The organism is Microcoleus sp. B6-A1 (genome assembly GCF_036705085.1).
Taxonomy (GTDB): domain Bacteria; phylum Cyanobacteriota; class Cyanobacteriia; order Cyanobacteriales; family Microcoleaceae; genus Microcoleus.
The window spans coordinates 45851-58107 of record NZ_JAUBTU010000043.1 but is presented as its reverse complement, the minus strand read 5'-3'; the positions used below and the strand labels follow the sequence as shown (position 1 = coordinate 58107).

Here is a 12257-nt window from a genome sequence, read left to right as displayed (position 1 = left end):
TGAGCTGATTTTCTCTGTTTGACCCTCACGAGTGAGTGTCAGTAACATGATACCTCATCTTTCAGAGAAAGGCTATAGTGAAATCCTGGTACTAAAGGGGTAAAATTCTTTTGGTATTTTTGCTGACCAGTTGCCGTTAAAGTAGCTAACGTACGTCCGTGAAAACTGTTGTGGGCTGTAATAATAATAGGGTTTTCAATCTGATGAATAGTCTTAGCATATTTACGTGCTAACTTTATAGCAGTTTCATTGGCTTCTCCTCCAGAATTAGAAAAGAAAACGCGCTCGCAACAAGAATGTTCCACTAACCATTTTGCCAACTTTCCCTGCAATGGAATGTGGTATAAATTCGATACATGATGTAACTTTTGAATCTGTTGTGTTACTGCTTTTATCATTAAAGGGTTGGCGTGTCCTAAGCTGCACGTAGCAATACCTGCTGCAAAATCCAGATATTGGCGCCCTTCAACATCCCAGACCCAACAGCCAGCACCACGTTCTAGAGTAATCGCATAACGGCGGTAGGTCGTCATCAAGTAATTGTCTAAATTGTCCTGTTCCAAAACTTCCTCTTGAGGTAAGGTATTAACTGATGCACGAGATTTGACTTTCATTTCTAATCAATCAACTAAATGTTCAGATGCTAATTAAAGTTAATTACTCAATTATTCGATCAACATCACTTAATTCGCAAAAATCTAAATGGTAAATTCACTCCCATTTTTAAAGAAAAAAGACGTAAAACTATCGTTATCAAAACACTAAATAGAAAATTGATATCTAGTGGAAGTAACGAATGGAGCAAACAAAATATAAATGAACCAGCTAAAGCACTTGTCATGTAAATTTCTTTGCATAATACTGACGGTATCTCTCCCAGCAACATATCCTTTAACATTCCACCCCCTGCTGCGCTAACCATCCCTAAAAGCAAAGTTCCTGCCAAAGTTGTCTCGCTTTGAATTGCTTTTTCTGTTCCAATTGCAGCGAACATTCCCAATCCTAAAGCATCCAAAATGAGCAGAAACTGATAATTAAAAATAAAAAATCTGGGAAATAAGAACGTCATCATGGCTGCTAGAAAAACTATAGGTAAATACCAAAAATTATAGAATGCTGCAACCGGAATATCCAAAATCAGATCTCGAATAATTCCTCCTCCAAGTCCTGTAACACAGCCCAAGATAAATGCACCTAAAATATCAATCCCTTTATGTAATCCAGCAATAACTCCTAACGCTGCAAAGGCAAATGTTCCAACTAAATCAAGGATGAGGAGAGTGTTCATAGATAAGAGTAAAAGTTGCTTAGCAAGCATCAGACAGAAGGAACAATGGCTTCTGATTGAGATGAGGATAAAGTGGGAAAGCTTCACACAGTTGCGCGACGCGCTGACGACACTGTTGGGCGATCACCAGATCGCTGGGATTCAAAAGACATACACTAATAATTTCTCCAATCTCTGCAAATTCGATGCTGCTCATACCACGAGTTGTGAGCGCTGGAGATCCTAATCGGATGCCACTTGTAACCCACGGTAGCTGGATGTCAAAGGGAATGGTGTTTTTGTTCACGGTAATGTTAATGTCACTAAGCAGTCGATCGGCTTGTTTTCCTGTCAGTTTCAGTGGACGCAGGTCAATAAGCAAAAGATGATTGTCAGTGCCACCACTCACTATTCTGATTCCTTGTGCTTGGAGTCGATCGGCTAGAACTTGAGCATTCGCAATCACCTGTCGAATATAGTCCTTAAAGGCGGGCTGGAGAGCTTCAGCGAAGGCGATCGCCTTTGCAGCAATGATATGCTCTAATGGACCTCCCTGAGTACCCGGAAATACCGCTCGATCGAGTTGTTTACCTAACTCTGGATTGCGACTGAGAATCAGACCTCCTCTAGGGCCGCGCAGGGTTTTATGGGTGGTTGTAGTCACAACGTCGCAATAGGCAACTGGACTGGGATGATAGCCAGTGGCAACCAATCCAGCAATATGAGACATATCCGCTAGTAAGTAAGCATTGACTTCATTGGCGATCGATCGAAACTGCTTAAAGTCAATTTGGCGGGGATAAGCCGTATATCCACAAATAATCAGTTGCGGTTTATGCTGATGAGCAAGTTCACGAATCTGTTGATAATCCAGGATTTCTGTTTCAGGATTAACGCCATAATGAACTGTGCGAAACAATTGCCCTGAAAGATTGACGGGTGAACCGTGAGTCAGATGTCCACCGTGAGATAAATCGAGACTGAGAATAGTATCTCCAGGTTTTAACAAAGCTGAGAAAACTGCAAAATTGGCTTGTGAACCGGAATGCGGTTGAACATTTGCATATGCTGCATCAAAGAGTTGTTTAGCCCGATTAATTGCCAATTCCTCAATTCGATCGATAAACTCACATCCTCCGTAGTAGCGTTTACCAGGAAGTCCTTCAGCATATTTATTAGTCAATACAGATCCCTGAGCAGCTAGTACACTAGGGGATGTAAAATTTTCACTAGCAATGAGTTCTAGATGATTCTGTTGTCGTTGAAGTTCACACTCAATCAGCTCAGCAACTACGGGATCGGTTTCAGTCAAAAAATCAAAGTTAGATTTAGGCATGATGGAATGTAAGATTGTTTAATTCTCAAAATTCAACTATTCATTTTCACCAATCAACCGAGGTTTAGAATCGGGATTAATGCCTCGATTAGCTCGATTTGCTAAGGTGTGTTGCCAGTTGGAAGCCAGCAGTGGACATATAGCCAGGGAGGCGGCAAGTTCACGATCTTTGAGCTGTTGATGCATGATTTCATTAGCACGGGCGCTCGTCCATTGTGGATAGAGGCGATCGACTAAAGTGACAACTTGGTTTGGCGCTACATATCCTTCTTGTAAAACCCGAAAATACCAGCCAGTCCGACCGTTTTGTTGCACCTGCAACGCGAGGTCTTTAATGTGCCATCGTCGCGACAATTTCCAGCATGGCTGACGGGGTTGGGAAACTTGAACTAAAGCATCACCAATTTCATAGGTATCACCAATGCAGACTGACGACTCTGTTTGTCCAACTATCGTGAAATTTTCTCCAAATGCTCCATACCCTAATTCTGGAAGCATTAATTGCCGTTGCCATTCACGATAATGTTCAGTCGCGTAAGCAAGTACGGCTTTTTCAGATCCGCCATGATGGCGTAAATCGGCTTGTCCATCACCATCTAAATTTGTTTTCCCTAGCCATACAGAGCGATCGATCGGCTCTTTAAAAAATCCAGTAAACCAAGGACGATCCATTGGATTAAGAGCACTTTCTGTCCCTAGATTTCTAGGCAAACCCACTTGAATTGAAACTAAATAGGGCCTATCTATCAAACTCATAAGAAAAATTTGTGCAATGGATGCCATCATATCTAAGTAATGGACTTATGTAATGAGCCAATCTTGGATATTTTTTGTGTACCAATTTGCCGCAAAGGGCAAAAGTACAGTTCGGACTACTTAATAAATCTCGAACTTTTAACGAAACTTTTAGGACTAATACCAAGCATCTGAGGAAATATTCCAGAATTGGTACACTCAAAATATATCAAATTGGATCATTACCTAAGTCCAATGAGCAGGTATCATCTATAGTAGTAAACGTTTGTAACAAATGAAACCGATCTGGTTGAAAATTGTAAATATTTATTGCCTGCAACGTTGTTTCCCTTAATGTCAAGGAGCTTTCTCATCATGACAGTGAACAAGCTAGCTGCACCTATCTTTCAGAAAAACTACCAAAGCCCTTTTGGCCGATGGAATGAATCAAGTTGGATACGGAGTAAACCCCTTCGTGAAGGCAACATTGAAGGCTTACCTTTTTCTCCAGATCTCGTCCCGTTAGCTGCTCATCCTGCCATTGCGTCAGATTCAACTCATTGGGTAACGGTTCTAGCTTATCGACTCCTTGCCCATTTGCAATTCACAACCTTGTTGGAATTGAGCCATGTTAATCCTGTTTGCAGCAGTCTGGCTCAAGGACGTGCACCCATTTTTTTAAACACGCTTCAGCGCAATGACGCTCTACGAATTTATTGCGATGAAGGAGGACATGCTTTCTTTGTTGAATTATTTTCAACTCAGGTGGAGGAGGCATTTGGACTCAACTGATCGGTGATTGGTCGTCCAAACTTCGATCGCATCATCGAGAAAATGATTGCTGAACATCAAACTCGGCTGTCGCCCCATCTCATTCAACTGTTTTTTGTCACGATCTCAGAAACTCTGGTGACAAAGGTTCTTAACAATGTTCCCCACGATCCTCAAGTCTCTCCTATTGTCCGTGCGGTTATCGGCGATCATGCGGCTGACGAAGCGTTGCACAGCGTTTATTTTCGTGACTTGTTCCCCATCCTTTGGCAAAGCCTTGCATCCTATGAGCAAGAGGAAATGGGACAATTACTGCCACAACTGGTCTGGGCATTTCTGGGTCCCGATCGCCAACTCGAATACAGTATTCTGAGGCGCTTAGGCTTTAATGCAAAGGATTCGGAAGGAATTTTAGAAGAGGTTTACGTACCCAACCAAATTGCTCAATTTGTTCGACAAGCTGCCAATCCAACTTTGAAAATGTTTGCAGCCGCTGGAGTGTTCGAGGATCATGCAATTGAGCGAGTTTTCACAGATTACGAATTGATGTGAGGGTGACTACTATGAAACACGCCACTGTCATTAGACATATTGCCTTTGAGGATCTGGGAAGTTTAGCTGAAGCATTGAATCAGCAAAACTACACAGTCAGATATGTAGAAGCTGGATCGGATGATTTGACTAGCATCGATCGCAACACAAGTCTGCTGGTGATTCTTGGGGGCCCAATTGGAGCCTATGATGAGCAGGATTATCCGTTTCTAATTGATGAGTTACGTCTATTGGAACATCGTCTCGGTAACGATTTGCCTACCCTAGGAATTTGCTTGGGAGCACAGTTGATGGCTCGTGCTTTGGGAGCGAAAGTTTATCCTGGATCGCAAAAAGAGATTGGATGGTATCCTCTAAAGATGAGTCCAGAAGGTCAGCAAACACCACTTGCTCACTTAGCAGGAGATAAAACAGCCGTTCTCCACTGGCATGGAGATACCTTCGATCTGCCTACTGATAGCACTCATTTAGCGGCTAGCGCGATCTATCAAAACCAAGCTTTTTCATGGAAAAAAGGAGGATTGGCGTTGCAGTTTCATCCAGAAGTCACAGCTCAAGGATTAGAACGGTGGTTCATTGGTCATGCGTGTGAAATTGGAGCAACGCCTGATATCACAGTCGCTAAACTTCGAGAGGATACCATTCGTTATGCTGGACATTTATCAGCTCAATCAGCGAAGTTATGGGAAGATTGGTTAGCGTCTTTACCGCAGGCTGTAAAATTGTAATAATAGAACAGCAAACGGCTGTTATTGTCCAGTAGTCTGTAGGGTGCGTCGCTGCGAAATATTGGATATAACTTGCTGAAGTACGGGGGGCGACGCACCTTACACGGGAGCTTAGATTGTGTGTACCACATATATGGTGCATCTCTACTTTGCAAGGGCGAAGCATTTCGGCAGACAGTTTATTAGTGAGAACCAGAAGAGATTGACTACCGAAATGCTTCGCCCCTACGAATATATTGGCAATCATTGAGATGCACCCGTCCGAACCCCTGTCATGGCTTCCTTCTTTCTTCTTCTCAACTTTTGCGGCTGACAACGTTAATTCGATCGCTCAACTGACGCAAAGTTTGAGCCAAATTCGGGTCAGTGTTCCGCAACTGAGCAATTTTGTCGCAACTGTAAAGCACAGTCGTGTGGTCTTTGCCACCGAACACTTCGCCAACTTTCGGCAAACTCAAACCAGTATGCTGCCGAATTAAATACATCCCTATTTGACGGGCAAGACTAATTTCTCGCCTGCGGGAAATTCCTTTCAAATCTTCCACAGAAACATCAAACTCCTCAGCCACAACTGCAATTACTGCATCTGGCGTTGCCTCTACGCTTTCAGTTTGCGGATTCAAAACCGGGGCGATATTTTCCACGGTCATCGGCAAACCAGTAATTGAAAGATATGCTACTGCCCGAATCAAAGCTCCTTCTAATTCCCGAACGTTGGAAGTGTAACTAGAAGCAATGTATTCAATCACATCTCGCGGTAGCCTCATATTTTCATACTCAGCTTTTTTCTGCAAAATTGCCATCCGAGTTTCCAAGTCTGGCAATTGAATGTCGGCAATTAATCCCATCGAAAATCTGGAACACAAACGCTCTTGCAGGCGGGGGATTTGCTGTGGCGGACGATCGGAAGCTAAAACTACTTGGTTCCCGGCTTCGTGCAAAGTATTAAAAGTGTGAAAAAATTCTTCTTGAGTGTATTCTTTGCCTTCAATAAATTGGATGTCATCTATTAATAAAACATCTGCGGCCCGATAATGGTCGCGGAAAGTTTGCATACTGTCTTTGCGAATGGCGGCGATTAAATCGTTAGTGAATTTCTCAGTAGAAACGTAAAAAATCTTGGCGTTGGGGTCAATTTCCAAGCGATAATGACCGATCGCCTGCATCAAATGAGTTTTGCCCAAACCAACGCCGCCGCACAAAAATAGGGGATTGAATTCTCGGCCCGGAGACTCGGCTACCGCGAGGGAAGCCGCGTGAGCCATGCGGTTGTTGGAACCGACGACAAAGCGGGAAAATAGGTATTTGGGGTTTAAATTGGCAGGTTTGGGGGGGTGAAGCGAGTGGCTTTCCGGGACATCGGCGATGGGGGAGGGCCAAATTATGGCCGAGTCGCTGCTGTCGCCTGTTTCGTTTCCCCCGGCAATTGTCAAGTAAATGTCTACGGGATAGCCGAGAATTTCTGCGACTGCATCGGCAAGGATTTCTCTGTAATATTTTTGCAACCAATTGCGAGCAAAGGGGTTGGGGGCGCTGACAATCAAACAGTTATTTTCGAGTTGTTCGGCCCTGGCAGTTTTGATCCACGTCTCAAAGCTAGGTCTGCTCAGTTGTACCTGGAGACGTTCAAGTATCTGATTCCACAGACTTTCGAGGGGAATGTCCACTGCTTACCTCTGCCGATCGGCATTCAAGATATTTAATTCTACAGTCTAGAGAGTTTAGCTATGAAACCGCCGGAATCCCACGCGCGATACCTGTAATCAGATTGGTGTTGGGTTCGCTCCGGCGGGTCAACCTAGGTACGGAGTTGACCAATTAATTCTCGTAATCACTAATTAATTTATCAACAAACTCTCTCAAACGTTCTTGCCACTCAGGAACAGCCTTAAGTTTTTCTTTTTGTCCTTCATAGCCTTTGAATCCGATTGTTTCCTTGTCTAAAGGACGGTTCAACCGTTTCCTTGCCCCTAGTTTGTGATTTTTTTGAAAAGGCATTGACCGCCCCCAGTATACAGGTTAACTTATATATAGCACTTAGTGTACAGTCAGATAGATGAGAACGGCATATCAGTATAAACTACGCCCTACAAAGTTACAAGCCATTGAGATCGACAGATGGTTGTCGATGCTATGCGCTCAGTATAACTATTTGTTGGCCGATCGATTTAACTGGTATGAGCAAAACCGTTCTCCTGTTAATGCTTGTCCTCTGATGTGTTACCTGCCTGAACTGAGAGATAATCCCGATTACTATTCACAGAAGAAAAAGTTACCTCAGCTCAAAAAATCTCATCCCTGGTATGCCAAGATTTATTCTCAAGTTCTCCAAGATGTAGTGAAAAGAGTCAAGGTAACTTTTGATAGTTTTCTGAAAGGTGATAGCAATGGAAAACGTAGCGGTAGACCTCGATTTAAATCACGCAGTCGTTACCGCACGTTTACTTATCCTCAGATCAAAGGCGAGTGCTTGCAAGACAACCTTATTAACTTACCGATGTTCGGGAAGGTTAAGGTTATTTTGCATCGCTCCATACCTGAGGGCTTTAAGCTCAAAACTGTTTCGATCACCAAAAAATCTGATGGATACTACGTAACTCTCAGCTTGGAAGATATAACAGTTCCTACAATCCAACTCGATTTTGATCCAAACAAAATTACTGGCATTGATGTTGGTTTGAAGGAATTTATGACGACATCAGAGGGTGAAACGGTTACTATTCCTCAACCTTATCGCAAAGCCCAAAAACGCCTACGGGTTATTCAAAAGCGAGTTGCACGACGTAAAAAGGGAAGTAACCGTAGACAGAAAGCAATTAAACAACTGGGGTGTCAACACAAGAAAGTTGCAGATAAACGTAAAGATTTTCATTTCAAAACTGCTAAGAATTTATTGAATAAATATGATGTTATTGCAGTTGAAGACTTGAATGTTAAAGGACTTGCTCGTACAAAATTAGCTAAATCAGTGCTGGATGCTGGGTGGTCAAGCTTTCTGTCGATACTAACAAATAAAGCCGTAAATGCTGGTTTGTTGGTAGTCCCAGTAAGTGCCCATAACACTTCACAAGATTGCTCTAATTGCGGCGAGAAAGTACCTAAAAAGGTGCATAAAAGATGGCACGATTGCCCTCATTGCGGGTGTAGTCTAGATCGCGATCAAAATGCAGCTATCAATATAAAAAACAGAGCGGTAGGGCATTCCGTTCTTAAAGCTCAGTTAACGTCCGAAGCAATAGCTGGAGTCGCTGAGAAGCCCACATCAATGGTGACAGCTTGTGATTGATGTGGGAGTATGTCACTCCTCAGATGCTAAAGTTTAAGGGAGTCTGCCGTAGCACGGGCGAGGGCGGGACGCCATCGCCCAAAAATTTGGCGGCTCTGCAGTCCTGCGCCAGGTATCGGGGAGCAGATCAGCAAATATTTAGATTTGGCAGGAAAGCCTTAAAACATGGCCATGAAGAGTTCTACTGGCAAATTTTGGAAGCAACCGGCAATTTACATATTGCTGCTGGTAACGGGAGCCGGGGCCGCCATGTTGGGCGATCGCCTGACGGTTTCTCAATTTCGTGCAAATTCTGGCGATTCGCGACAAAGGGCGCTGGAACCGAAATTGCAACTGCCTCCTAATACAAAGGATCAAGCTAGCAAAGTCTTGCCGCCGGCTTCCTTGTCGGGCGACGGGACTAATGTGAATTTTATTGTGGCTGCCGTGGCAAAAGTTGGCCCGGCAGTGGTTCGGATCGATGCTTCGCGCCGGGTGAAACCGGGAAATAGAGGGCTGTCGCCGGAAGATTTTTTTGGCAGAGAACCGAATTCGGGCGGCCGGGGCGGACTCGAACGGGGCACTGGTTCGGGTTTTGTCATCGGTGCCGACGGCGTGATTCTCACTAACGCTCACGTTGTAGAGGGAGCCGATACGGTAAATGTAACTCTCAAGGACGGCCGCAGCTTTCAGGGGCGGGTGTTGGGGGCGGATAAGGTGACGGATGTGGCTGTGGTGAAGATTGAGGCGAATAATGTCCCTGTGGTGGCGATCGGCAATTCGGATAAGCTGTTGTCTGGGGAATGGGCGATCGCGATCGGTAATCCTTTGGGTTTGGACAATTCGGTAACTGCGGGGATTATTAGCGCTACGGGGCGATCGAGCACTGATGTGGGCGTACCTGACAAGCGGATCGGTTTTATTCAAACAGACGCTGCAATTAATCCGGGGAATTCCGGCGGCCCGCTGCTGAATGCTTCGGGCCAAGTTATTGGCATGAATACGGCGATTATTCAAGGTGCTCAAGGATTGGGGTTTGCTATTCCCATTCAGGCGGCGCAACAGGTGGCGAAGGAACTGATTACGACGGGGAAAGTCGAACACGCTTATTTAGGCATTGAAATGGCGACGCTGACTCCGGAGGTTAAGCAGCAAATTAACAGCAATGCTACCAGCAGCCTGCGAGTTGCAGTCGATCGGGGTGTGGCTATTGTTAGCGTTGTTCCTAATTCTCCCGCAGCAGCAGCAGGTTTGCGGGCTGGAGATGTGATTCAAAAAATTAATAATCAGCCGATTATTCAGTCGGAAGCTGTTCAGGAGTTCGTGCAAAATGCTAAGGTGGGCGGGCTGTTGCAAATGGAAATTAACCGCAACGGGCAAATAGTTAATTTGACTGTTAAACCGGGGAGTTTGCCGGTTCAAAAAGTTGGATAAGAAGGAAAGCACGACACGGATTTGGACACGGATACACGGATTAATTATTGAGTGAGTAAGTTATATTTTGTTCCTCCACCCAACCGACAAAACTGTAACAACAAATAACCAATAACGACTAACCAATAACTATGGCAGAAATATTACAAATCTCACAATTAGGAAATCCTGTGTTGCGCCGCCGATCGCAAGTTGTCGAGAATATTAAGGACGATCGCATTCAACAGTTGATTGACAGCTTAATATTTACAGTACAGCAGGCAAACGGAGTGGGGATTGCCGCCCCTCAAGCGGCTCAGTCCGATCGCCTGTTCATCGTCGCATCCCGCCCCAACCTGCGCTATCCCCAAGCACCCCACATGGAACCCACAGCGATGATTAATCCCCGGATTGTGGCTGCATCAACAGAGACAGTCAAAGACTGGGAAGGCTGTTTGAGCATTCCGGGGATTCGGGGATTGGTGCCGAGAAGTAGGGCGATCGAGATAGAATACACCAGTAGAGACGGCAAACTCCACCGACAAGAATTGACAGACTTTGTGGCTCGAATTTTTCAACACGAACACGACCATTTAGATGGAATCGTGTTTTTAGACAGAGTGGAAAGCACCCAAGAACTAATCACAGAGGACGAGTACCAAAAGCAAATTGTCAACTTACTATAACACTTGATATAATTGCTAGTAGTAACGCCAGTGATGTTGTGAATAGGAGGGCGAATGTCTATCAATTTGGAAAAAGGCGGGAGAATCAATCTCTCTAAAGAAGCACCTGGGCTAAAAAATGCCGGGATTGGTCTGGGATGGGATACCAATGCTACAGACACAGGCGCAGCATTTGACTTAGATGCTTCCGTGTTTATGTTGGGGGCTAATGCAAAAATTCCCAGCGAAAAATACTTTGTTTTTTACAACAGCAAAGAGTCGCCGGACGGTTCTGTAATACATCTGGGAGATAGCAGAACCGGAGAAGGATTTGGTGATGATGAAACCGTTACAGTCGATTTAACCAAAGTCGATCCGGCGGTGCAAGAAATTGTGTTTGTGGTAACAATCGACCAAGCAGAATCGAGAAGGCAAAACTTCGGTCAAGTGCGGAATGCTTTTATCAGGATTTACGATACCACTACTAACACAGAAGTCATGAAGTACGATTTGGATGAGGATTTTTCTCGGGAAACTGCCATCGAATTTGGCCGACTTTACAAGAAAGATGGCGAGTGGAGGTTCCAAGCAGTGGGACAAGGCTACAATTCCGGCTTGCAGAGCTTTGTAGATAAGTATGCCGGATAAAAGGTCGATCGCTCCTAGCTAAATAAATCGAGGGGAAATTCGGAAGCAGGAATGTTTCCCTCGATTTTAAGCCAGACTCATGAGGTAATAAACCACATGGGAATTCAATTAAAGAAGGGCGAAAGATTTAATCTTTCTAAAACATCTCCACTATAAACCATACAAAATCACAAAACTATGGCTATCAACTTAACAAAAGGACAATCAATCGTTCTCAGCAAAAGCGAATACGACTTGTCCAAACTCACAATGGGTTTGGGCTGGGATGTTGCACAAGCTAAAAAAGGTCTTTTCGGGCGAAGCAGCGGTGCAAATTTTGACTTAGATTCCTACGCTATGCTGCTGGGAGAAAATGGCAAAATAAAGAACTACAAAGAAGATGTAATTTATTACTCTCATTTGGAGTCAAAGGACAAAACAGTTGTTCACTCAGGCGACAATCTCACGGGGGCTGGAGAGGGAGACGACGAACAAATAGTGGTGAAACTGAGTTCTTTGCCAGCAGAATATCACAAAATTATTTTGGGCGTAAATATTTACGATGGCAAAGAGAGAAAACAGCATTTCGGCCTGGTAGAAAATGCTTTCGTGAGAGCTGTAGATGCCGCCGGCAAAGAAATAGCTCGCTATCGCTTGTCAAATGACCCATCTTATGAAGGAAAATTAAATATGTTGATGGGAGAAGTTTATCGAGAAGGCGGCGAGTGGAAGTTTAAGGCTTTGGGAAATCCTTTGGCTGAAGATATGAACGGTGTTGTCGGTTCGTTTATGCGGTGATATCAAATCTGTTAAATTCAGGCTTGTAGGGGCGGGTTCACCAACAATATTAGCCAATAATTGACGATATAAATAAACCCGCCCCCCTCCAAAGGTAAAT

13 protein-coding genes and 1 pseudogene are annotated in these 12257 nt (G+C 44.3%); 8 read left to right on the top strand and 6 right to left on the bottom strand.

Annotated elements, in window-relative coordinates; all coding sequences use genetic code 11:
* Positions 1 to 74 precede the first annotated feature (74 nt).
* From QUB11_RS17490 to QUB11_RS17475, 4 genes and pseudogenes are all read right to left on the bottom strand, one after another.
* Positions 75 to 614: pseudogene (locus QUB11_RS17490) on the bottom strand (aminotransferase class III-fold pyridoxal phosphate-dependent enzyme); the annotation flags it as partial.
* A gap of 65 nt (positions 615 to 679) precedes the next feature.
* Positions 680 to 1318 (bottom strand): TRIC cation channel family protein, encoded by a 639-nt coding sequence (locus QUB11_RS17485; protein WP_333205203.1) that lies wholly within the window; start codon positions 1316 to 1318, stop codon positions 680 to 682.
* Entirely contained in the window at positions 1308 to 2603 is a 1296-nt protein-coding gene (gene glyA, locus QUB11_RS17480; RefSeq protein WP_333205201.1) for a serine hydroxymethyltransferase, read from the bottom strand. Before glyA ends, QUB11_RS17485 begins: the two co-directional genes overlap by 11 nt.
* A 36-nt stretch (positions 2604 to 2639) precedes the next feature.
* The gene (locus QUB11_RS17475; protein WP_333205199.1) at positions 2640 to 3275 is read right to left on the bottom strand and encodes an MOSC domain-containing protein; all 636 of its coding nucleotides are present in this window, start codon (positions 3273 to 3275) and stop codon (positions 2640 to 2642) included.
* A 438-nt stretch (positions 3276 to 3713) separates the two neighbouring features.
* Here QUB11_RS17475 and QUB11_RS17470 point away from each other — a divergent pair, with 438 nt between their 5' ends.
* From QUB11_RS17470 to QUB11_RS17460, 3 genes are read left to right on the top strand one after another with little or no spacing between them, the layout of a single operon-like run.
* Complete coding sequence (locus QUB11_RS17470; RefSeq protein ID WP_333205197.1) at positions 3714 to 4130, top strand: hypothetical protein; 417 nt, start codon at positions 3714 to 3716, stop codon at positions 4128 to 4130.
* 3 nt (positions 4131 to 4133) lie between these two features.
* Positions 4134 to 4661 carry a diiron oxygenase gene (locus QUB11_RS17465; RefSeq protein ID WP_333205195.1) on the top strand — a complete coding sequence of 176 codons (528 nt, stop codon included), beginning with the start codon at positions 4134 to 4136 and terminating at the stop codon, positions 4659 to 4661.
* 11 nt (positions 4662 to 4672) lie between these two features.
* The gene (locus QUB11_RS17460) at positions 4673 to 5389 is read left to right on the top strand and encodes a glutamine amidotransferase (protein ID WP_333205193.1); all 717 of its coding nucleotides are present in this window, start codon (positions 4673 to 4675) and stop codon (positions 5387 to 5389) included.
* 296 nt (positions 5390 to 5685) lie between these two features.
* Here the strand turns inward: QUB11_RS17460 and dnaA are convergent, their stop codons facing one another.
* On the bottom strand, positions 5686 to 7056 hold the full coding sequence (gene dnaA, locus QUB11_RS17455; RefSeq protein ID WP_333205191.1) for a chromosomal replication initiator protein DnaA: 1371 nt from the start codon (positions 7054 to 7056) through the stop codon (positions 5686 to 5688).
* A 151-nt stretch (positions 7057 to 7207) separates the two neighbouring features.
* Positions 7208 to 7387: a hypothetical protein gene (locus QUB11_RS17450; protein WP_333163080.1), complete on the bottom strand. Its 180-nt coding sequence runs from the start codon at positions 7385 to 7387 to the stop codon at positions 7208 to 7210.
* A gap of 58 nt (positions 7388 to 7445) precedes the next feature.
* Between QUB11_RS17450 and QUB11_RS17445 the strand changes: the two genes are divergently transcribed.
* The 5 genes from QUB11_RS17445 to QUB11_RS17425 all read left to right on the top strand — a co-directional run bounded on the left by QUB11_RS17445 (position 7446) and on the right by QUB11_RS17425 (position 12157).
* A complete protein-coding gene (locus QUB11_RS17445) occupies positions 7446 to 8675 on the top strand; it encodes a transposase (protein WP_333205189.1) in 1230 nt (409 codons plus the stop codon).
* A gap of 171 nt (positions 8676 to 8846) precedes the next feature.
* Positions 8847 to 10088 carry an HhoA/HhoB/HtrA family serine endopeptidase gene (locus tag QUB11_RS17440; protein ID WP_333205187.1) on the top strand — a complete coding sequence of 414 codons (1242 nt, stop codon included), beginning with the start codon at positions 8847 to 8849 and terminating at the stop codon, positions 10086 to 10088.
* Between the two features lie 131 nt (positions 10089 to 10219).
* Positions 10220 to 10753, top strand: a complete 534-nt coding sequence (gene def / locus QUB11_RS17435) for a peptide deformylase (protein ID WP_333205185.1) — start codon at positions 10220 to 10222, stop codon at positions 10751 to 10753.
* A gap of 54 nt (positions 10754 to 10807) precedes the next feature.
* Entirely contained in the window at positions 10808 to 11380 is a 573-nt protein-coding gene (locus QUB11_RS17430; RefSeq protein WP_333205183.1) for a TerD family protein, read from the top strand.
* Positions 11381 to 11557: 177 nt separating this feature from the next.
* Positions 11558 to 12157: a TerD family protein gene (locus tag QUB11_RS17425; RefSeq protein ID WP_333205181.1), complete on the top strand. Its 600-nt coding sequence runs from the start codon at positions 11558 to 11560 to the stop codon at positions 12155 to 12157.
* Positions 12158 to 12257 lie beyond the last annotated feature (100 nt).